The sequence below is a fragment of the Kitasatospora sp. NPDC059795 genome, assembly GCF_042732175.1.
Taxonomy (GTDB): domain Bacteria; phylum Actinomycetota; class Actinomycetes; order Streptomycetales; family Streptomycetaceae; genus Kitasatospora.
Map to the genome: position 1 here is coordinate 250,383 of NZ_JBHWID010000007.1, position 20,364 is coordinate 270,746.

Consider the following 20,364-nt stretch of genomic DNA (forward strand, 5'->3'; position numbering starts at 1 on the left):
TGGTTTTGGTGGTCGTGTTTTTTTTTCAAGATCGCTGGGGGGGGGTGCGCCGCGGGGGGGGCGCCCGCCTCCGTCGTGTCCGCGGTCAGTTCGCGCTCGCGCGCCAGGCCTCCAGTCCGGCCGCCGACGCGGCCTTCGCCTGGTGCACGGTGCGCTGCGCGAGCGCAGCCGGGTGGGTCTCCAGCTGCTGGAACCAGCCCCGGCCCGCGTTCGCCAGGGCGACGCAGACCAGCGCCGTGCCGGTCAGTCCGACGACGGCGCCGATCCCCGTGAGGGCCACGCCGACGGTGAGCATGCCGCGGTTCACCTGGAAACCGCCGATGAATTTCTGATTGGTCGCCATAGGACCACCATCGGGCCGCTCCCCGGCCCCCGCACGCCGAACGGGCCCCCCGTTGACCCCTGCGCGTGGCCCGGCGCGCGGCGCCCGCGAAGCCTGCCTAGGGTCGGTCCGGGGGGCCGACGGACGGAGAACGCGATGACCGAGCAGCCGGCCCGGATCGACCTGAACGCGCTGGCCGAGGAGCACGCCGCCAAGGCCGCCGCCAGCCCGCACGGCCGCAGCGCCCACCTGCTGCTGCACGACGGCGTGCTGCGGCAGACCGTGATCGCGCTGCGCGCCGGCGCGGCGCTGGACGAGCACAACGCCCCGGTCGCCGCCAGCCTCCAGGTGCTGCGCGGCCGGGTCGCGCTGACGGTGGCCGGCCGGCAGCAGGACGCGACGGCGGGCGAGCTGCACTCGATCCCGCAGGAGCGGCACGGCCTGCTCGCCCACACCGACGCGGTGGTGCTGCTCACCGCCGTCACCGCCTGAGCCGCCCGCCCGCCCGCTCGCCTGCCCGGCCTGCGGTCGGGCGGCTCAGGCGGCGGGCGCGCCCAGCACCTCGCCGCTGACCAGCGCCATCGCGCGCAGGTACTCCTCGCCGCCGGGCACCCCGTCCGGGTCGATCAGCCAGTGCGCGGCCTGGCCGAGCAGCAGCGACTGGTAGAAGACGCCCCTGGCGAGCTCGTCCGGGGTGTCCTCGTGCTCGGCCTTGCCCTGGAACAGCGCGGCCAGGCCGAGCCGGCCGAGCTTCTGCGCCTCGGCCAGCTGTTCGCGCAGCTTCGGGAGGCTCTCCAGCTGCCCGAGGATCTCGAACTGCACCGTCCACAGCCCCCGGTGCGTGGCGAAGCTGTCCCGCATCGCGTCCCAGGAGCGGACGAACCGCTCCTTCGGGTCGGCGATGTCCGCCGAGGAGGCCAGCGCCGTGCCGATCGCGGTGCCCCACTCCCCCATGGCCTCCACCAGCGCCTGGATCAGCAGCGCGTCCTTGGAGCCGTAGTGGTAGCCGATCGCGGCCAGGCTGACGCCCGCTCCGCTGGCGATGTCCCGGGCGGTGGTGCGCCCGTAGCCCTTCTCGTACAGGCAGTGCTTGGCGCTGGCCAGCAGGTCCTCGCGATTTCCCATGCGCCGATGCTACGGCAGTCCAAGACGCTTGTCTTGCTCGAATGTCTGGCACATTCGATTGAGACGCTTGTACTAGACAGGCGTGCAAGACGTCCGTACAGTCCTCGGCATGACCACCGACCACGGCCGCGCCGGCCGACGCGAATGGCTGGGCCTCGCCCTCCTCCTGCTGCCGACCCTCGTCCTCGCCATGGACATGGGGGTGCTGTTCTTCGCCGTCCCGTTCATCGCCACCGACCTGCGACCCAGCGGCACCCAGCAGCTGTGGATCATGGACGTGTACTCGTTCCTGCTGGCCGGGCTGCTGATCCCGATGGGCGCCCTGGGCGACCGGATCGGCCGGCGCCGGCTGCTGATCGGCGGCACCGCCGCGTTCGCCGCGGCCTCGCTGGTGGCCGCCTGGGCGGACGGGGCGAACCAGCTGATCGCCGCCCGGGCCCTGCTGGGCGTCGCCGGGGCGGTCTTCGGGCCCTCCACGCTGGCCCTGGTGCGCAACATGTTCCCCGACCCGAAGCAGCGGCAGGCCGCGATCGGCGCGTGGAGCGGCGTCATGATGGCCGGCGCCACCCTCGGGCCGGTGGTCGGCGGGCTGCTGATGGAGCACTTCTGGTGGGGCTCGGCCTTCCTGATCGCCGTCCCCGTGATGCTGCTGGCGATGGCCGCCGCACCGTTCCTGCTCCCCGAGTACCGCGCCCCGCAGCAGGGCCGCTTCGACCTCGCCGGCGCCGTGCTGTCCGTCGCCACCGTGCTGCCGGTCGTCTACGGCATCAAGACCCTCGCGGTGGACGGCTGGAGCCTGCGCCCCTCGCTGGTGCTGCTCGCCGGACTGCTGGTCGGCGTCGGCCTCGCCCTGCGGCTGCGCACCGCGGCGCACCCGCTGATCGACCTCTCGCTGTTCCGAATCCGCACCTACAGCGGGGCGATCACCGTCAACACCATCGCGATGTTCGCGATGATGGGCTTCTGCCTCTTCACCTCGCAGTACCTCCAGCTGGTCAAGGGATACGGCCCGCTCGCCGCCTCGCTCTGGGCGCTGCTGCCCAGCGTCGGCGTCGGCGCGGCGGTCGGCGGCTTCGGTGCGCTGGCCGGCCGGGTGCGGCCCGCGGTGCTGCTCACGGCCGGCTTCCTGGCCAGTGCGGCGGGCTTCGCCGCGATGGCCTTCGTCGCCCCCGACTCCTCGCTGGCGCTGCCGCTCACCGCCGCCGGGATCATCTCCGCCGGCGCGGTCGGCACCGTCAGCATCACCGGCGAGATGGTGCTCTCCGCCGCCCCCGCCGAACGGGCCGGCGCCGCCGGGGCCACCTCCGAGACCGCCCAGGAACTCGGCAGCTCGCTCGGCATCGCGATGCTCGGCGCGGCCGGCGCCGCGATCTACCGGACCCGGATGGACGACGCCGCCCCCGCCGCCGCCCGCGACACCCTCGGCGGGGCCGTCACCACCGCCGCTCACCTGCCCGCCGACGCCGCCGAGCAGTTGCTCGCCACCGCCCGCGACGCCTTCACCGCCGGCCTGCACGTCGCCGCGCTGGTCGGGGTGGTGGTGATGCTGGGCGCCGCACTCGCCGCCCACCTGCTGATGCGCCACCTGCGCCCGGCCGGGCAGCCCGCCGCGAACTCCCCAGTGGTACAGACCACATGACTGGTATCACCTGCATTTCGGCCGCTGTTTGCCGACGGGTGTATACGTTCGCCGATGAGGACAGGCATACTGGCCGGGTCGGGCCTTCCGCCCGGCCCAGACGTCACAGCGAGAACTTCCACGAAAGGACCGGTGGTCAGGGATGTTCCGTAACGGTCTTGAGCCCTGGCACATCCTCATCATGGTGGTGGTGCTGGTCCTGCTGTTCGGCTCGAAGAAGCTGCCCGAGATGGCCCGCGGCCTCGGCAAGTCGATGCGCATCCTGAAGGCCGAGACCAAGGCCCTGCGCGAGGAGGACGCCCCCGCCGCCGAGGCGCAGAACGGCACCGCCGCCTCGCAGGCCGCCGAGCAGCCCCGCCAGGCCGTCGAGCCGACCGTGATCACCAAGGCCGCCGAGACGTCGAAGTCGACCACGGCCTGACACCCGCCAGGCCCCGGCCGGCGCAGCAAGGTCTTCCGGAGCCCCGGACCGCCCCTCGCGGTCCGGGGCTCCTTCGTCGTACCCGAGTGGCTGACCGCTCCGTCCTGGTATCTGCTGGTAGCCACCTGACGGCGGATCACCTGGACGGTAGCGATGACGGACGAGTCCCCGGACGAGCGCGAGCTCGCCGCCCTGCGCGCCCGGGTCGCCTCCCTGGAGTCGCAGGAGCCCCGCCGCCACCACCGGGTGCGGTCGTTCTTCGCCGCGGTGCTGATCGTGCTGGCCGCGGTGCTCACCCCGTTGGCCGTGGTCTCCTCCTGGAGCCGGGCGCAGGTCACCGACACCGGCCGGTTCGTGTCGACGATGGCCCCGCTGGCGTCCGACCCGGCCGTGCAGGGCGCGGTCGCCAACCGGGCGACGGACGCGATCATGCAGCAGTTGCCGATCTCCGACCTGCTGAACGAGGTCGCGCCGACCGACCGGCCGGCCCTGAACGCGGTGCTGGGCAAGGTGGGGTCGGCGCTGACCGACGGGCTGACCGGCTTCGTCCACGACCAGGTGCTGAACGTCGTCCGGTCGGACGCGTTCCCCGCCATCTGGGAGGGCATCCTGCGCAACGCGCACGCCGCGTTCACCAAGGTGCTGACCGGGGAGGGCGGCGGCGCGGTGCAGGTGAAGGGCGACACCGTGACCCTGGACCTGGCGCCGGTGATCACCCAGGTGAAGGACCGGCTGGTGGCGAACGGGCTGGGCCTGGCCGCGAACATCCCCGAGGTGCACACCGACTTCGTGCTGGTGCAGTCGGACGCGGTGAAGAAGGCGCAGACCGGGCTGCGGCTGCTCGACCTGGCCGGGTTCTGGGTGCCGGTGCTGGCGGTGGTGTGCGCGGTCGGCGGCATCCTGCTGGCGGTGCGCCACCGCCGGGCCACCGTCACCACGGCGCTCGCGATGGCCGTCGCGGCGGGCCTGCTGGGCATCGGGCTGACCGTGTTCCGGGCGCTGTATCTGGACAAGCTGCCCGCCGACGTCGACCAGGCCGCCGCGGCGGCGGTCTACGACACCCTGGTGCGGTACCTGCGGGCGGCGGTGCGGATGCTGCTGGCGCTGGGCATCGTGATCGCGCTGGCCGCCTGGCTGACCGGGTCGGGCCGGCGGGCGGGCTGGGTGCGGCAGCTGTGGCAGGCGGGCCTGGGCGCGGTGCGGCGGGCCGCCGAGGGGATCGGCCTGCGGCTGGGCCCGGTCGGCCGGTTCGTGCACCGGTGGAAGGCGTGGCTGGGCTGGGGCGCCGTCGTGGTGGCCGCGATCGTGGTGCTGACCTGGGGTTATCCGACGGCGGTGGTGGTGCTCTGGATCGCGGTGGTGCTGCTGGCGGTGCTGGCGGTGCTGGAGTTCCTGGACGCCCGGCCCGAGGAGCCCGCGGACCGGAAGGCCCCGTCGGCGTGAAGGAGCTGGCGCGGGTGTACCTGGCCCTGCTGGGCGGTCCGGTGCTGCTGCTGACGGCGTACTTCGCGGTGCCGCTGGACTGGCTCGGACCTCGCCACCCGGTGGTCAGCTGGTTGCTGTTCGGCACCCTGCTGGCGCTGCTCGGCACGGGCCTGCTGCGCGAGGCACGACGTCAGGTGCTGGGCCGGCCGGGGCGGCCCGTCCCGGTGATCGTGATGCTGCTGTGCGGGGCGCTGGTGGTGTTCGCGGGCGCGTACCTGGCGATGTCCAAGCAGCCGGGCGAGCTGGAGGGCCTGAACACCAAGATCGACGCGCTGTACTTCACGGTGATCACCATGGCGACCGTCGGCTACGGCGACATCCACCCGGCCGGGCAGGTGGCGCGGGTCGTGGTGATGCTCCAACTGCTGTACACCGTGGTGTTCCTGACCACCGGTGTGACGGCGTTGAGCCGCCAGGTGAAGACCCGGACGATCCGGCGGGCGCGCGGCGACGAGTAGAGCCTGCGCCAGGGCCTGTCCGGGCCTAGTCCTCGCGCTGGGCCTGCATGTGCACGGCGGTGATCAGGCCGGAGATCCGGACCTGCCAGCCGTTGGCGAGGGCGGGCTCGACGGCCTTGTGCTTCTGGATGTCCTTGACCAGGCGCTGGGCGTCCTTGAGAGCGCTCTCGGCGTCGTCGGAGCGGTGGTCGTTGACGTCCTGGGTGGCCTGGTCGAGGAGCGCGGTCAGGTCGTCCTGGCGGTCGTGGTCGCGGGCGAAGGAGGCCTGGGCGACGTCGGCGCGCAGCTGGGTGAGCTGGGCGAGCACGGTGGGCTTGGCGCTCGTGGACGGCTTGGGCGAGGTGCTGGGGCGGGCCGAGGCGCTGGGCGACGGGGACGGGGGCGCGACGGGGGCGCTGCTCTCGGCCGTGGCGGAAGGAGCACCGGCGGACGGCTGGGCCTTCGGGGTGGAGTCGCCGCCGCTGAGCGAGAACGCGGCGATGCCGGCCACGCAGGCGAACACGGCGGCGCCGACGCCCGCGTACACCAGCGGGTTGCGGCCGCGCCGGGGCTCGGGCGCCTCGTCGTCCCGGTGGCGGACCGGCATTGCCATCGGCATCGGCGGGAGCACCGAGGTGCGCTGCTGCTCGGTCCAGGGCTGTCGCTGCGGCGGGGGCGGCGACGGCATGGTCGTGGGGACCGGCGGCAGGACCTGGGTGGCGGCGCCGAGCAGTTCGGCGGTGCGGTCGGTGGGTGCGGCCGGGACGGCGGCGAGCAGTTCGGCGGCGGCCGCGTTGGCGTCGGCGGGGCGCTGGTCGGGGTGCTTGGCGAGCAGCCGCAGGATCGCGGCGTCCAGCGCGGGCGGCACGTCGGGGCGGAGCGCGGCGGGCGACACCGGGTACTCGGTGACGTGCTTGAAGGCGATCGCGACGGGCGTGTCGGCGGTGAACGGCGGTGCGCCGGTGAGCATTTCGACCAGCACGCAGCCGACGGCGTACAGGTCGGCGCGGGCGTCGACGGCGCCGGCGGTGGCCTGTTCCGGGGAGAGGTAGGCGGCGGTGCCGATGACGGAGGCGGTCTGGGTGAGCTGCTGCCCGGAGGAGGAGCCGGCCCGGGCGATGCCGAAGTCCACCACCTTCACCCCGCCGTCGTGGGTGATCATGATGTTGCCGGGCTTGATGTCGCGGTGCACCAGGCCCTGGGCGTGGGCGGCGGCCAGCGCGTCGAGGACGGCGGCGGCGATGCCGACGGCGCGTTCCACCGGGAGGGTGCCGTGGTCGGCGATCAGCCGGCCCAGGGTGTCGCCGTGGACGAGTTCCATCACCAGGTACGGGGAGCCCTGGTCGATGCCGGAGTCGAAGACCGTGACGATCCGCGGGTGCACCAGCAGCGCGGCCATCCGGGCCTCGCGGGCGAAGCGTTCGGCGAACCGGGGGTCGTCGGCGAGGCCGCCGTTGAGCACCTTGACCGCGACCGGGCGGCCCAACTGGTGGTCCACGGCCCGGTAGACGGTGGCCATTCCGCCGACGCCGAGTATCTCGCCGAGCTCGTAGCGCCCGTTCAGCGCGCGTCCGATCATCGGATACTCCCCTCACCTCGGTCGGGCACCCGTGAACCATAGCGGTGCGGTGCGGCAGGGCTTTACGGCCGCTGCACCAGCAGGGCGGCGAGCAGGGCGGCCAGGGCGGCGGTGAGCAGGGCACGCGGGATGCGCGGCGAGCCGTGGACGGCCCGCCTGGCTGCGCGTTCGACGTGCGGCGAGGTGCGCGGGAAGCTCATCGCCGACTCGCCTGGCGGTGCGTCGGGTCGGTCACCGGGGACTCCAGAGGTTTTCGGGCGGGACGCCGGGGTGGGCTCCGGACGGACGGTGGACCCGGGGGAGTCCAGCCGTCCGTCCGGAGCGGTTCCGGCCGGCCGTGGACCCGGGGGAGTCCGAGGGGCCGACCGGAGCGGTTTCCGGACGGGCGGGGCCCGGGGGAGCCGTTCGCCCGTCCGGAAGTCGGTCCGGGCCGGCCGGCGGGCACAGGGGAACCCGCCGGCCGTCCGGAGTCGGGACCGGCCGGGCGGTGGACCCGGGGGGAGTGTCCACCGCCCGACCGGAGTCGGTGTCAGTCCTGGCTGTTGCCCCCGCCCCTGGACTGGTCGCCGCCCCGGCCCGGCCGGGCCGAGGACGACGGTGCGGCAGACGCGGACGCGGACGGGGACGGACCTGCCGACGGGCGGCCGTGGCCGTTGCCGCTGCCCTTGCCGTTGCGGTCGTCGTTCCGGTCGTCGTCGTTGTGGCCGCCGCCGCGGACGAGCTGCGCGCAGTACCCGTTGACCTTCTCCGGGCCGCCGGCGGCGCGCAGCAGTTCGGCCAGCGCCGGATCGACGGCGGCCTCCTTCGGCTTGGCGCCGCCCGAGACCCGGGCCGCGAAACCGCGGCAGAGCACGACCAGGTCGGGCGCCTGCCCCGGGTCGGTGGACGCCGGGTCGGCGGGCCGGCCGGATCCGCCGCTCGGGCGGCCGGCGGTGCCGGACGGCTTGGCGGTGCGGCCCGGGGCGGTGCCCGGCGACGACGCGTCGGGCGTGCCCGAGGACGGCACGGACGCGGCGGCGGCCGGCGGGGTCGGGGCCGGACCGCCCAGGACCTCGGGCAGCCGGCCCGCCCCGGCGGCGACGGCGACCCCGCCGACGGCGGTCACGCCCAGCGCGACGGCCATGGCCTTCGCGCTGAGGGCCCGCGCGAGCGCGGTGTCCGCCATCTTTCGTCTCCGGTGCTGACTGGGGGCCGGCTGGCGACGAGCCTGCCGGAACGCGGTCAGGGCTCCCTCTTCGCCGGGCAGCGGGCCGCCGTCCTCCGGCCCGGTCGCCGCAGCGGCGGCGAGCAGGTCGGCGAGCTCGGGCCGTCCTGGCACGGACTGCTGCCCGGCGGAGGGGTCCTGACCGGCCTCCGGGTCGACCGTCGTACCGCCGAGCAGCTGCTCGGCGGCGGCGCGATCGATCCGGCGGGATCGGTTGGTGCTCATCTCATATCCCTCAGCGTCGGCACCTGCGCCGGTGTCACACCCTGCGCGGAGATCTTTTTGCCGGCCGCCCGACGGGGTACCCCGTCGGCCGCTCCCCCGGTCTGGTCGAGGGCCTTGGCAAGCCGCCGCAGCCCCCGGTGCGCGGCCATCCGGACGCTGCCGGCCCGTTTGCCCAGGACCTTCGCGGCACTCTCCGCGTCCAGCCCGAGCACCACCCGCAGCAGCACCGCCTCGGCCTGGTCGGGCGGCAGCGAGGCGATCAGCGCGAGCGCGTCGGAGGTGGCGACGGTGGCCATCGCCTGGCCGGCGGTGTCCTCGACGGCGGCCAGCTCGGCCAGGTACTCGACCGGCAGGTCGGCGACCGGACGGCGGCGCACCCGGCGCAGGTGGTCCATGGCCCGGTTGCGGGCGATGGTGGCGGCCCAGCCGCGGAACCCGTCCGCGTCGCCGCGGAAGCCCGGCAGGTCACGGGCGATCTGCAGCCACGCCTCGGACGCGATGTCCTCGGCGTCCTCGGCCTTGCCTCCGACCAGCACCCGCAGGTAGCGCAGCAGCCCGGGCTGGACGGCTCTGAACAGGACCCGGAACGCCTCTTCGTCGCCGTCCTGCGCGGCCCGGACGGCCTCGGCGAGATCGGCCCGCCGGCCCGCCGGGCGGTCCGGCTGGCCCGGACGGCCGCGTCGGTCGCCGTCGTCCGCCCCGTGGTGTTCAGCACTGTGCACCCGCCACATGATGCGCCATCCGGATGCCCCGGCCCACCCGCGGGGCAGGGCCCCCGCCGTGGCGGAGCGGTGGCCGCAGGGTGTGGGGGCGGGTGCTGCACGGTGTGCGCCCGGTGCAGACCGAGGCTCCGTCAGTTTCGGGACCAAGGACCCGGACCGGGCCGACTTTCGTCCTGTCGGGCGCTGTCGTTCGCCCGCGGTTTCCCCCCACTCCTCCGCCATACCGTACAAAAGAGGGACATTCCGTCCCCGATCCGGAGCGCGACGGCCAGCCGTGCGCCTCCGCCCCCTGCACCGAGGCAGAGACACGGGAGACGCCATGAGCACCGCCCAGGAGCTGTACGCGACGGGAATCCGCGAGCACTTCGCGCCCGCCCTGCGCGCCCTCGGCCTGCACGGCTGGCGGCACTCGTTCTCGCTGCCGGACCACGACCGGTGGGCGGTGCTCGGCGTGCAGGTCGTCCATGCGGACGGGCGGGTGCGCTACACCGTCAACCTCTCCGTCACCGACAAGGCCGTCTGGGACCGGCGCAGCGTCCGGCCGGACGCCAACACGCCCACCGGGCTGGAACGTTGGCGCGCCCCGATCGGCGAGGTGATGCCGGTCGGCGGCGAGGTGTGGTGGGAGATCGCGCCCGGCCCGCGCTGGCTGGTGGCCGTCGAGGACTCGGTGGCCGCCGTCCGCGGTTACGCGCTGCCCGAACTGCGCCGCCGGCTGCGTCCCGACGACCACGGCCCCTACCTGCTCCCGGCCGCCCTCGACGGCGTCAACAACGCCCTCGCGATCGCCGGTGTCGCGCGCATCCAACGCGCCGAACTCACCGACGGCACGCTTGAGTTGCACGGCGCGTGGAGCCGCCACGACCCGGCCGCCCGGCAGGTCCTGGCCGGCGCCGCCCGCGGCTTCCTGTCCGCCCGCGACCGGCGCTTCCGGCTGGTCAGGGCGCTCGACACGCTCGGCCGCCCGCTGTGGGAGTTCCCCGACGGGAACCACGACGAGGCCCGCTGAGTCCCAGTCAGTACCGGGGCGGGAGCGCGCCGGTACCGACGCATCCGGGGGGAAGCACATGACAGGGACCGCCACCACGGCCGGCATCACGGCCGAGTTGCACGAGGCCCGCCGACTCGACTGGGACGGCTGCCTGAACGTCCGCGACCTCGGCGGCCTGCCCACCCGCGACGGCCGGCGCACCCGCACCGGCGCGATCGTCCGCGCCGACAACCTCGACCGGCTCACCGCCGAGGGCCAGAACGCGATGCTCGCGCACGGCGTGCGCACCGTGATCGACCTGCGCGACCAGACCGAGTACCGGCCGCTGCTGCCCACCCCCGACACCGTCGACCTGGTCCGCATCCCGCTCGACGCGCTGGCCGGCCCCGACTGGTGGGCCCGCTTCGGCGCCCTCGACGGCACCCCGCTGTCCTTCCGCCCCTACCTCGACCACTGCCGCGACGCCGTCGCCCGGCTGGTCTCCGCCGTCGCCCACGCCCGGGACGGCGGTGTCGTGGTGCACTGCGGCGCCGGCCGCGACCGCACCGGCCTGGCCGCGCTCGTCCTGCTCGCCCTCGCCGACGTCGAACCCGCCGCGATCGCCGAGGACTACCTGCTCTCCGCCCCCAACCTGCGGCCGCTGTGGACCCTCCTCGACCTGCCCGACGAGGAGGCCGGCATCGCCCGCACCCTCGCCGACGCCGGCACCACCGCCGACGGGGCGCTGCACCAGGTGCTCGCCGAGTTCGACGCCGCGCAGTGGCTGCCCGCCGCCGACGTCGCCGCGCTCCGACACCGCTTCCTCGAAGGGAACTGACGGTCCGTCAATTGGTTCGCGCGCCGGACTGCGGGCGAACCATACTTCGCCGCATGGTGGATTTCGCCCTTTTCGACACCCGCGGCTACCCGACCGTCGACGTCCGCACCGGCTACGCCGGGTGGGTCGACAGCTACGAACAGACCGTCCAGGACGCGATGGACGTCGACGTCCTGGCCCGACTCGCCGTCCCCGCCTGGTCCGAGGCCCGCGCCGCCGTCGACCTCGGCTGCGGCACCGGCCGCACCGGCGCGTGGCTGCGCGGGCGCGGCGTCGGCGCGATCGACGGCGTCGACCTCACCCCCGAGATGCTCGGACGCGCCCGCGAACGCGGCGCCCACCGCAGCCTCACCGAGGCCGACCTGGCCGCGACCGGGCTGTCCTCCGGGGCGTACGACCTGGCGGCCTGCTCCCTGGTCGACGAACACCTCGCCGACCTCGGACCGCTCTACCGCGAGGCCCACCGCCTGGTCCGCCCCGGCGGTCTCTTCGTCCTGGTCGGCCTCCACCCGGCGTTCATCATGTCCGCCGGCATGCCCACCCACTACGACGGCCCCGACGGCCCGGTCGCCATCACCACCCACGTCCACCTCGTCAGCGACCACCTCACGGCGGGCCTCGCGGCGGGCTGGCAGCTCGCCGAGATGCGCGAACAGACCGTCGGCGACGAATGGATCGCCCTCAAGCCCAAGTGGTCCCGCCACCGCGGGCAGCCGGTCTCGGCGGCGTACGTCTGGCGCAGGGGTTAGGGCCTGTTTGATCGGGCTCAGAAGCCGGAGTTGGGCGCCGTCACCACGCGCGTCCGTCCGTCCGCGCGCGCGGCGAGGCCCGCTTCGAGGCGGAGGGCGCGGGCGGGGCCCAGCAGGGAGAGCGCCTCGGGGACGGTCGCCCACCGGTAGGCGTCGAGCTCGCCCGCCGGGAGCGTGATCAGGGTGTCGGTCGGGAGGACGCCGAGGTCGAAGAGGAAGTGGCAGGCGGGGTGGCCGAGTTCGCCGCTGGGGTGGGTCCAGGCGACGGCCAGCAGGTCGCCCGCCTCGCGGTGGAGGCCGGTCTCCTCGTGGAGTTCGCGGGTGGCGCACTGCTGCGCGTTCTCGCCGAGGTCGACGGTGCCGCCGACGAACTGCCAGGCGTCCCGGTAGCCGGCCTTGACGATCAGGACGCGCCCGTCGGGGTCGGTGATCAGGCAGCCTGCGGCGGCGTAGACCCGGGGCAGGGAGGCGAGCCAGTCCTCGCGGGAGGCGAACTGCGGGGCGTCGGCCATGGGGCTCCTTCGGCGGGGGTGGGTGCGGGCGGCGCCAACTCTCTCACCCCCGCCGGGGGTTCAGTGCTCCGAGTGCCGTTCCGCGCCGCGGTGCCGGTGGCCGGGCAGGTCGGTGTGGGCGGCGGGCCCGTCGGCCGGGCCGGCCATCGCCGGCATCCGGCGGCCGCCGTGGCTGAACTCGGTGTCGCCGGGATAGCCGCTGCGAGTGGCGCGTTCGGTGTCGGTGTGCAACTGGGGTGCGAGTGGCGCCGGGTCGGCTTCCATGGTGCGGTCCCGCAGGACCAGTTCGGTGCCCTCGCGGAGCCTGATCATCTTGTCGGTCGAGCGCGTGGTCATCGCCGACCTCCCTCCATCGGACCGATATGACCATTATCAGCCCGTATGCGGCACGCCGCTCCGAATTCCCTTGACCGAAAGGCCAGCTCAGGACCCTCGCGGTGTGGGACCATGCCGCGTGGCCACGGTGATACAAGCCGACGAATCCCAGGAACAGCGCAGCGCACAGTCCGCCCCGCGCGGCGGTCACGCGGACCGGGTCCGGCACCCGGCCGCCCTGATCCGGCTGGTGTCCGGGCTGTGCTGGATCGCCCTGGTACTGCTGCTCGCGGGCTACGCCCGCTCCTCCGCGCTCGGCCTGGACACCGACGTCTCGCGCGCCGCCGATCTGCTGCCCTGGCCGCCCGTGAAGCTCGCGGCGGCGCTCTGCGGCGGCGCGCTGCTGCTGGTGCCGCTGGGGTACGCCGTGGACCGGGTGGTGTGCGCCGACGGCCGGCGGGTCGCGGACGGCGTCCTGGCGGCCGTCCTCGCGTACGGCCTCTCGCTCGGCCTGGATCTGCTGGCCGGCGACCTCACCACGCTCACCCACGCGCTGCCCGGCAGCGGCGGCCGCACCGACCCGGTGTACGGGCACCTCGCGCCGGTGCTGGCCTTCATGACGGCGATCGGCACCGCCGGCCGACGCCGCTGGCGCACCGCGCTGGCGGTCACGCTGACGCTCTCCGGCCTGTCGGGGCTGGTCACCGGGTACGCCACCCCGCTGTCCCTGGTGCTGTCGCTGCTGCTCGGCTGGACCACCGCGCACGCCACCCGGTACGCCGTCGGCGAGCCGGTCGGCACGCCCACCGAGGGGCAGATCGGCGCGGCGCTGGCCGCCAGCGGGGTGCGCACCGACACGGTGCTCGCGATCGGGCCCAGCCGCTACCTGGTAACCCAGCGCGACGGCCGCCCCGACCTGGACGTCCATCTGCTCGACCGGCACGTCCAGGCCAGCGGGCTGCTCGGCCACCTGTGGCTGGCGCTCCGGCTGCGCACCGCGCCCCGCCCGCTCGGCCTGCGCCCCCTGCGCGCCGGGTTGGAGCATCAGGCGCTGCTCGGCCACGCCGCGTCCGCCGCAGGCGCGCGCACCCGGACGCCCGTCGCCGCCGTCGAGCTGGGCCCGGACGCCGCGCTGGTCGCCTACCACCGGATCGACGCCCGGCCGTTCGCCGACCTGTTCACCGAGTGCGTCCCGGCCGCTTCGGCGGACTCCGGCAGCGCCTCGGTCACCGACAGCCCCTCGGTCGCCGGCAGCGCCTCGGTCGCCGGCAGCCCCTCGGTCGCCGGCAGCGCCTCGGTCGCCGGCAGCCCCTCGGTCGCCGACCCCGACAGCAGCCCGACCGACGCGGAACTGCGCGACGCCTGGCAGCAGTTGGCGCTGCTGCAGCGCCGCCGGATCGCGCACCGTTCGATCTCCCCGCAGACGGTGCTGCTGGACGCGGAGGGCAAGGTCCACCTGGTCGGGCTGGCGCGCGGCGAGATCGCGGCCGGCGACCTGCTGCTGCGGCTGGACGTCGCCGGGATGCTGGCCGTCCTCGCGGTGCACGCCGGGCCGGAACGGGCGGTGCGGGCCGCGATCGACGTGCTCGGCCGGGGGGCGGTCGGCGCGGCGCTGCCGCTGCTGCAGCCGATCGCGCTGGCCCGCGACACCCGGGCGGCGCTGGCCCGGCACAAGCAGCTGGCGGGCGAGCTGCGCGCCGAGGTGCAGCGGCAGATGCCGCAGGCCGCCACCGAGCCGGTCCGGCTGGAGCGGCTGCGTCCGCGCACCGTGCTGACCGTGGTCGGCGGGATCGTGGCCGGGTTCGGGCTGCTCCAGTTCCTGTTCGGCATGGACCGGAACCCGATCTCGCTGGTCGCCGACGCGGACCCGCTGTGGCTGACCGCCGCGGCCCTGTTCGCGGCCGTCAGCTACCCGATCGCGACCTTCGCGTTCAGCGGTTTCGTCCCGGAGAAGCTGTCGTTCCGGGCCACGCTGGCCGCCCAGACCGCCGGTTCGTTCGTCAAGCTGGTCTCCCCCGGCGGCATCGGCGGCATCGCGCTGAACACCCGCTACCTGCAGTGCGCGGGCATCCCGACCGCGCAGGCGCTGTCCAGCATCGGTGCGACGCAGCTGTTCGGCCTGGTGCTGCACATGCTGCAGCTCGCCGTGTTCAGCGCGCTGGTCGGCACCGCCGTCGGCAAGGGGCCGGTGGAGGAGGGTCCGGCGTTCCCGACCGACCTGGTGCTGGTGCTGGCCGCGGTGGCCGGGGCCGTCGTCACGGTGTCGGTGGTGGCGGTGCCGTCGCTGCGGCGGCGCGCCCAGACGCTGCTGCGGCCGCTGCGGGCCGAGGTGCTGCCGCGGCTGCTCGACCTGGCCCAGCAGCCCGGCAAGCTCGCCGTCGGGGTGGCCGGGCAGCTGCTGGTGTCGATGTGCTTCGTGCTGAGCCTGTACTGCTGCACCCGGGCGGTCGGCCAGCACCCGGGGTTCAATCCCGTCGCGGTCAGCTTCCTGGCCGGCAACGCGGTCGGCAACGTCGCTCCCACGCCGGGCGCGGTCGGCGCGGTGGAGGGGCTGCTCGCGGGGGCGCTGGCCTGGACCGCGGGCATGGACCGGGGCACCGCGTTCGCCGCGGTGCTGCTGTTCCGGCTGCTCACCTTCGTCCTGCCGGTGCTGCCGGGCTGGGCGGCGTTCGTCTGGCTGCAGCGCCGCCGCGCGATCTGACGGCGCGATCTGACGGCGCGACCTGACCGCGCCGGTCAGTCCGCCCGGTGGTCCTCGTCGCCCATCGTGACCTCCCGGACCTGCTCCACCGCGTCCCCCTCGTCGGCGGGCTCGGCCCCCAGCGCGCGCTGCCGCCGCAGCACCTCCAGGTCGTCCACCTCCGGCTCCACCGCCTCCCGGTCCTCCTCGACCCCCTCCACCACGGTCGGGGTCCGCTCGTCGTCGTCCTCGGGATACTCAGGGTTCTCCGCATTCAGGCGCATACCGCCAGTATCCGGCGCAAACCCCCGGAACCCACACCTTTGGAGCGGCGGGTCTCCCCTCGCGGCTCCTACGGTGGTGGGTGGGGCCGTGCGGTGGAGGGTGGTCGGGATGTTGGTGGCGGAGGTGGCCGGGGCGTCGGGGCGGTTGGCGGGGACGGCGGCGCGGTCGGAGAAGGTGCGGGTGCTGGCGGAGCTGTTCGGGCGGGTCTCGGCGCAGGAGGCGCCGGTGGTGGTGGCGTACCTGGCGGGGCGGCTGCCGCAGCGGAAGGCGGGAGTGGGGTGGCAGACGCTGCGGGAGCGGCCCGCGCCCGCCGGCCGGGCGACCCTGGAGGTGCTGGAGCTGGACCGCCGGCTGTCCGCGCTGGCGGCCCTCGCCGGGCCCGGCTCGCAGGGCGAACGTCGGCGGCAGGTGGGCGAGTTGATGGCGCTGGCCACCGAGCCGGAGCAGCACTTCCTGCTCGGCCTGCTCTCCGGCGAGCTGCGGCAGGGCGCGCTGGACGCGGTGGCCGTGGAGGCCCTGGCGGCGGCGGTCGGGGCGCCGGCCGAGGCAGTCCGGCGAGCGCTCATGCTGTCGGGCGAACTCGGGCCACTGGCCGGGCAGTTGGTCGCCCGGGGGCCGGCCGCACTGGACGCCTTCCGGCTGACCGTCGGCCGTCCGGTGCAGCCGATGCTGGCGCAGAGCGCGAAGGACGTCGACGAGGCCCTGGACCGGCTCGGCCCGTGCGCGGTGGAGGAGAAGCTCGACGGGGTCCGCATCCAGGCCCACCGGGACGGCGACGAAGTGCGCCTGTTCACCCGCACGCTCGCCGAGATCACCGCCCGGCTGCCCGAAGTGGTCGCGCTGGTACGGGAGTTGCCGCAGGAGCGGCTGGTGCTGGACGGCGAGGTGCTGGTGCTGGACGAGGAGGGCCTGCCGCGGCCGTTCCAGCAGACCTCCGGCCGGGTCGGCTCGCACCGCGAACACCGCGAACACCGCGAACACCGCGAACTCCCGCTGTCCGCCGTCTTCTTCGACCTGCTGCTGGCCGGCGACCGGGACCTGCTGGACGCCCCCGCCGCCGAGCGGCGCGCCGCACTGGCCGCCCTGGTACCGGAGCGCGCCCGGGTGCGGCGGCTCCGGGTGGACGATCCGTCCGATCCCGAACAGAGGCTGCTGGCCCGGGAGTTCACCCGCGCTGCGACCGCCGAGCACCGGCACGAGGGGGTGGTGGTGAAGTCGCTGGACGCGCCGTACAGCGCGGGGCGGCGCGGCTCGTCCTGGCTGAAGGTGAAGCCCGTCCACACGCTCGACCTGGTGGTGCTGGCCGCCGAATGGGGGCACGGGCGGCGCACCGGACGGCTGTCCAACCTGCACCTGGGGGCCCGGCGGGCGGACGGCGGTTTCGCGATGCTGGGCAAGACGTTCAAGGGCCTCACGGACAGCCTGCTGGAGTGGCAGACCGTCCGGCTGCGGGAGTTGGCGGTCCGCGAGGAGCGGTGGGGTGTGGTGGTGCGGCCCGAGCTGGTGGTGGAGATCGCCTTCGACGGGGTCCAGCGCTCCAGTCGGTACCCGGAGGGGGTGACGCTGCGCTTCGCCCGGGTGCTGCGCTACCGGGAGGACAAGCGCGCCGCCGAGGCGGACACCGTGGAGTCCGTGGCGGCGCTGCTGCCCTGACGGGTCAACTCCCCGTGGTGACGCGGCGGTTGGCGGCGGGGACGACCAGCGGGGTGCCGGTCTCCGGGTCCGGGATCACCCGGCACGGCAGCCGGAACACCTCCTCGACCAGATCGGCGGTGACCACGTCCTGCGGGGGCCCCGCGGCGACCAGCCGGCCGTCCCGCAGGGCGATCAGGTGGGTGGCGTAGCGGGCGGCCTGGTTGAGGTCGTGCAGTACGGCGACCAGGGTGCGTCCCTGTTCCCGGTGCAGGCGGGCGCACAGGTCGAGGACCTCGATCTGGTGCGCGATGTCCAGGTAAGTGGTGGGCTCGTCGAGCAGCAGCAGCGGGGTCTGCTGGGCCAGGGCCATGGCGATCCAGACCCGCTGCCGCTGGCCGCCGGAGAGTTCGTCCACCGGCCGGTCCGCGAGGTCGGCGACGCCGGTGTCCGCCATCGCCTCCGCCACCACCCGCTCGTCCTCCGTCGACCACTGGCGCAGCACGCCCTGGTGCGGGTACCGACCGCGCGAGACCAGTTCGGCCACGGTGATGCCGTCCGGCGCGATCGACGACTGCGGCAGCAGGCCGAGGGTCCGGGCGACCTGCTTGGCGGGCAGCGTGGCGATCGACTGCCCGTCCAGCAGCACCTGGCCCGCCGTCGGCTTCAACGTCCGCGACAGCGCCCGCAGCAGGGTGGACTTGCCGCAGGCGTTCGGGCCGACCACCACGGTGAACGAGTGGTCGGGGATGTCGACGCTCAGGCCCTCCGCGATGACGCGCTTCTCGTACGCGAGGGTCAGCTCACGACCGGCCAGGCGGGGCTCGGACTGGGCCATGGGAGGGCTCCGTTCAGGACGAGGACGGACGGGGGGCGGGGGACGGGAAGCAACGGGAAGCAACGGGAAAGCGCTTGCCGCAGGCAGTGGGAAAGCGCTTGCCGTGCTCGTTCACAGCCGGCCCGCGCGGCGCTGGCCGGCCAGCAGCCAGACCAGGTAGCCGCCGCCGAGGACGCCGGTGACCACGCCGACCGGCAGTTGGTGGTCGGCGAACAGGTGCTGCGCGGCGAAGTCGGCGGTGACCAGCAGCGCGGCGCCGGTGCAGGCGGAGGCGGCCAGGTTGGGGCCGGGGGCGCCGGTGAGCCGGCGGGCGAGCTGGGGGGCCGTCAACGCGACGAAGTTGACCGGCCCGGCGGCGGCCGCGGCGAGGGCGGCGAGCAGGACGGCCGCGCTCAGCAGGGCGAGCCGCAGGCGTTCGGGGCGCACCCCGAGGCCGCTGGCGGCGTCGTCGCCGAGTTCGAGGGCGCGCAGCGCGGGGCCGCAGCCGAGCAGCAGCAGCGGGAGCAGCACGGCGAGGGCGATCGCGAGCGGGCGGGCCTGTTCCCAGCCGCGGCCGTCGAGGCTGCCGGTGAGCCAGAGCACCGCGCGGGCGGCGTCCATGAGGTGGGTGCGGGTCAGCAGGTAGCCGTTGATGCCGGTGAGGATCGCGGCGGTGCCGATGCCGACGAGTACCAGGCGGGCACCGTGCACGCCGCCGCGCCACGCCAGGGCGTAGATCGCGGCGCCGGTGAGCAGTCCGCCCGCGACCGCCCCGCCGGCCAGCGCCTGGCTGCTGCCGCCGGCGACCACGACCAGCAGCGCGCCGGTGGACGCGCCCTGGGTGAAGCCGAGGATGTCGGGGCTGCCGAGCGGGTTGCGCACCAGGGTCTGGAACAGTGCGCCGGCCAGTGCCAGCGCGGCGCCGACCAGCAGTGCGGTGGCGACCCTCGGCAGCCGCAGCTGGTTGACGATGAAGTCCTCGGCGGGGCTGCCGTCCCCGAGCAGGGTGCGCACCACGTCCCCGGGCGCGAGCGGGTAGTCGCCGTGCCCGAGCGCGAACACCCCGGCCACCGCCGCGACCAGCAACGCCCCGGCGCAGGCGGCCAGCGCCCGCGGCCGGTACCGCATCGAGAACCGGGCGACTCGCAACGTCCTCATGCCACACCCCTCCCTCGTCGCCTCGCGCGACCGCGGCACCTGTCGGCCGCCGTCGGCCGATGAATCGTCGTCGCCCTCATGCGCGTGCCTTCCCCCGTCGTGCGAAGTACAGGAAGAACGGCCCGCCGAGGACCGCCGTGACGATGCCGACCTGGAGTTCGCCGGGCCGGCCCAGGACCCGGCCGAGGACGTCCGCGCCGAGGAGCAGGACGGGGGCGAGCACCGCGCAGTACGGGAGCAGGCGGCGCAGGTCGGGGCCGGTGAGGGCGCGGACCAGGTGAGGGATCATCAGGCCGACGAAGACGATGGGCCCGCAGGCCGCGGTGGCCGCGCCGCACAGCAGGGTGACGGCGAGGATCGCGGCGGCCCGGATCGCGCCGGGCCGGGCGCCGAGCGCGCGGGCCGCGTCGTCGCCGAGGGCGAGCGCGTTCAGCGGGCGGGCCAGCGCGAGGGCGAGGACGGCGCCGACGGCGACGAACGGCAGGACGCCGAGCACGGTCGACGGCTGCGCGCTGGCGAGTGAACCGACCGTCCAGAAGCGCATCCTGTCGAGCGAGGCGGTGTCCAGCAGCATCACGGCGCTGACGTACGAGTACAGCGTGGCGTTGAGCGCGGAGCCGGCCAGCGCGAGCCGGGCGGGGGTGGCGCCGCGTCCGCCGCCGACGGCGTAGACCAGGGCCGAGACGACGGCCGCGCCCGCCAGCGCCCACCAGATGTAGCCGGTGAAGGAGCTGACGCCGAGGAAGGCGACGGCGGTGGCGACCGCGGCGGACGCGCCGGCGTTGATGCCGAGCAGTCCGGGGTCGGCGAGCGGGTTGCGGGTGAGGGCCTGCATGACGCCGCCGGCCAGGCCGAGCGCGGTGCCGGCGAGCAGGCCGAGCAGGGTGCGCGGCAGGCGCATCTCGTGGACGGCGGTCCAGCCGGGGGCGGTCGGGTCGGTCAGTCCGTGCCAGACCTCGGCGGGGCTCAACTGCCGTGCGCCGAGGCCGAGGCTGAGCACCAGGACGGCGAGCAGCACGAGCAGCCCGGCGGCCAGGCCGAGGGCGGGCGGGAGGCCGCGGCGGGCGGTGGCGGTGCCGGGTGTCGGGAGGGAGCGGGTGATGCTCACGGGTGCTCCGGATCGGTCGGGGACTGCCGGCGCGGACCGGGTAGGGCTCAACGCGCCGGAACTTAGGTTAGGTTAACCTATCTAGCGCCGCGGCAGGCAGCAGCGCCCACCGCTGCGGCCAGGCCCCCACATCCCCTGCTC

Annotated in this window: 22 protein-coding genes; 10 read left to right on the forward strand and 12 right to left on the reverse strand. The window is 75.0% G+C overall.

From position 1 onward, the window contains the following. Positions 1-85: 85 nt before the first annotated feature. Positions 86-343: a hypothetical protein gene (locus ACFV4P_RS17130; protein WP_073807575.1), complete on the reverse strand. Its 258-nt coding sequence runs from the start codon at positions 341-343 to the stop codon at positions 86-88. Between the two features lie 135 nt (positions 344-478). Here ACFV4P_RS17130 and ACFV4P_RS17135 point away from each other — a divergent pair, with 135 nt between their 5' ends. Continuing rightward, on the forward strand, positions 479-814 hold the full coding sequence (locus ACFV4P_RS17135; RefSeq protein ID WP_380471830.1) for a cupin: 336 nt from the start codon (positions 479-481) through the stop codon (positions 812-814). A gap of 45 nt (positions 815-859) precedes the next feature. Here the strand turns inward: ACFV4P_RS17135 and ACFV4P_RS17140 are convergent, their stop codons facing one another. After that, a complete protein-coding gene (locus ACFV4P_RS17140) occupies positions 860-1,447 on the reverse strand; it encodes a TetR/AcrR family transcriptional regulator (protein ID WP_380471832.1) in 588 nt (195 codons plus the stop codon). Positions 1,448-1,556: 109 nt separating this feature from the next. Between ACFV4P_RS17140 and ACFV4P_RS17145 the strand changes: the two genes are divergently transcribed. The 4 genes from ACFV4P_RS17145 (at position 1,557) to ACFV4P_RS17160 (ending at position 5,450) form a co-directional block, all read left to right on the forward strand. After that, on the forward strand, positions 1,557-3,086 hold the full coding sequence (locus ACFV4P_RS17145) for an MFS transporter (protein ID WP_380471834.1): 1,530 nt from the start codon (positions 1,557-1,559) through the stop codon (positions 3,084-3,086). Positions 3,087-3,228: 142 nt separating this feature from the next. After that, on the forward strand, positions 3,229-3,507 hold the full coding sequence (gene tatA / locus ACFV4P_RS17150) for a Sec-independent protein translocase subunit TatA (protein ID WP_073807568.1): 279 nt from the start codon (positions 3,229-3,231) through the stop codon (positions 3,505-3,507). Positions 3,508-3,660: 153 nt separating this feature from the next. After that, positions 3,661-4,950: a hypothetical protein gene (locus tag ACFV4P_RS17155; protein WP_380471836.1), complete on the forward strand. Its 1,290-nt coding sequence runs from the start codon at positions 3,661-3,663 to the stop codon at positions 4,948-4,950. After that, positions 4,947-5,450 carry a potassium channel family protein gene (locus tag ACFV4P_RS17160; protein WP_380471838.1) on the forward strand — a complete coding sequence of 168 codons (504 nt, stop codon included), beginning with the start codon at positions 4,947-4,949 and terminating at the stop codon, positions 5,448-5,450. Before ACFV4P_RS17155 ends, ACFV4P_RS17160 begins: the two co-directional genes overlap by 4 nt. Before the next feature lie 25 nt (positions 5,451-5,475). On the opposite strand, the gene ACFV4P_RS17165 is transcribed toward ACFV4P_RS17160, so the two are convergent. The 4 genes from ACFV4P_RS17165 to ACFV4P_RS17180 form a co-directional block, all read right to left on the reverse strand. Next, a complete protein-coding gene (locus ACFV4P_RS17165; RefSeq protein ID WP_380471840.1) occupies positions 5,476-7,008 on the reverse strand; it encodes a protein kinase in 1,533 nt (510 codons plus the stop codon). 62 nt (positions 7,009-7,070) lie between these two features. Next, positions 7,071-7,208 (reverse strand): hypothetical protein, encoded by a 138-nt coding sequence (locus tag ACFV4P_RS17170; protein ID WP_380471842.1) that lies wholly within the window; start codon positions 7,206-7,208, stop codon positions 7,071-7,073. Positions 7,209-7,537: 329 nt separating this feature from the next. Then, on the reverse strand, positions 7,538-8,437 hold the full coding sequence (locus tag ACFV4P_RS17175; RefSeq protein ID WP_380471843.1) for a hypothetical protein: 900 nt from the start codon (positions 8,435-8,437) through the stop codon (positions 7,538-7,540). Continuing rightward, positions 8,434-9,168 carry an RNA polymerase sigma factor gene (locus ACFV4P_RS17180; RefSeq protein ID WP_380471845.1) on the reverse strand — a complete coding sequence of 245 codons (735 nt, stop codon included), beginning with the start codon at positions 9,166-9,168 and terminating at the stop codon, positions 8,434-8,436. The genes ACFV4P_RS17175 and ACFV4P_RS17180 overlap by 4 nt, the downstream gene beginning before the upstream one ends. A 310-nt stretch (positions 9,169-9,478) precedes the next feature. On the opposite strand from ACFV4P_RS17180, the gene ACFV4P_RS17185 reads away from it, so the two are divergent. From ACFV4P_RS17185 to ACFV4P_RS17195, 3 genes are read left to right on the forward strand one after another with little or no spacing between them, the layout of a single operon-like run. Continuing rightward, a complete protein-coding gene (locus ACFV4P_RS17185) occupies positions 9,479-10,168 on the forward strand; it encodes a hypothetical protein (RefSeq protein WP_380471847.1) in 690 nt (229 codons plus the stop codon). A 58-nt stretch (positions 10,169-10,226) separates the two neighbouring features. After that, entirely contained in the window at positions 10,227-10,967 is a 741-nt protein-coding gene (locus ACFV4P_RS17190) for a tyrosine-protein phosphatase (protein WP_380471848.1), read from the forward strand. Between the two features lie 53 nt (positions 10,968-11,020). Continuing rightward, positions 11,021-11,716 carry a class I SAM-dependent DNA methyltransferase gene (locus ACFV4P_RS17195; RefSeq protein WP_380471850.1) on the forward strand — a complete coding sequence of 232 codons (696 nt, stop codon included), beginning with the start codon at positions 11,021-11,023 and terminating at the stop codon, positions 11,714-11,716. Between the two features lie 17 nt (positions 11,717-11,733). On the opposite strand, the gene ACFV4P_RS17200 is transcribed toward ACFV4P_RS17195, so the two are convergent. Together ACFV4P_RS17200 and ACFV4P_RS17205 are read right to left on the reverse strand one after the other, a co-directional pair. Next, positions 11,734-12,228, reverse strand: coding sequence for an NUDIX domain-containing protein (locus tag ACFV4P_RS17200; RefSeq protein ID WP_380471852.1), 495 nt, complete (start codon positions 12,226-12,228; stop codon positions 11,734-11,736). Between the two features lie 60 nt (positions 12,229-12,288). Then, on the reverse strand, positions 12,289-12,564 hold the full coding sequence (locus tag ACFV4P_RS17205; protein WP_380471854.1) for a hypothetical protein: 276 nt from the start codon (positions 12,562-12,564) through the stop codon (positions 12,289-12,291). A 118-nt stretch (positions 12,565-12,682) separates the two neighbouring features. On the opposite strand from ACFV4P_RS17205, the gene ACFV4P_RS17210 reads away from it, so the two are divergent. Then, entirely contained in the window at positions 12,683-15,244 is a 2,562-nt protein-coding gene (locus tag ACFV4P_RS17210; protein ID WP_380471856.1) for a YbhN family protein, read from the forward strand. Positions 15,245-15,279: 35 nt separating this feature from the next. Here ACFV4P_RS17210 and ACFV4P_RS17215 read toward each other — a convergent pair whose 3' ends face one another. Next, positions 15,280-15,507: a hypothetical protein gene (locus ACFV4P_RS17215; RefSeq protein WP_380471857.1), complete on the reverse strand. Its 228-nt coding sequence runs from the start codon at positions 15,505-15,507 to the stop codon at positions 15,280-15,282. Positions 15,508-15,616: 109 nt separating this feature from the next. On the opposite strand from ACFV4P_RS17215, the gene ACFV4P_RS17220 reads away from it, so the two are divergent. After that, entirely contained in the window at positions 15,617-17,161 is a 1,545-nt protein-coding gene (locus ACFV4P_RS17220) for an ATP-dependent DNA ligase (protein ID WP_380471859.1), read from the forward strand. A 4-nt stretch (positions 17,162-17,165) separates the two neighbouring features. Here ACFV4P_RS17220 and ACFV4P_RS17225 read toward each other — a convergent pair whose 3' ends face one another. The 3 genes from ACFV4P_RS17225 to ACFV4P_RS17235 form a co-directional block, all read right to left on the reverse strand. After that, entirely contained in the window at positions 17,166-17,978 is an 813-nt protein-coding gene (locus ACFV4P_RS17225; protein WP_380471861.1) for an ABC transporter ATP-binding protein, read from the reverse strand. Between the two features lie 111 nt (positions 17,979-18,089). Next, the gene (locus tag ACFV4P_RS17230) at positions 18,090-19,115 is read right to left on the reverse strand and encodes a FecCD family ABC transporter permease (RefSeq protein WP_380471863.1); all 1,026 of its coding nucleotides are present in this window, start codon (positions 19,113-19,115) and stop codon (positions 18,090-18,092) included. Between the two features lie 76 nt (positions 19,116-19,191). Further along, positions 19,192-20,223: a FecCD family ABC transporter permease gene (locus ACFV4P_RS17235; protein WP_380471865.1), complete on the reverse strand. Its 1,032-nt coding sequence runs from the start codon at positions 20,221-20,223 to the stop codon at positions 19,192-19,194. Positions 20,224-20,364: the final 141 nt, after the last annotated feature.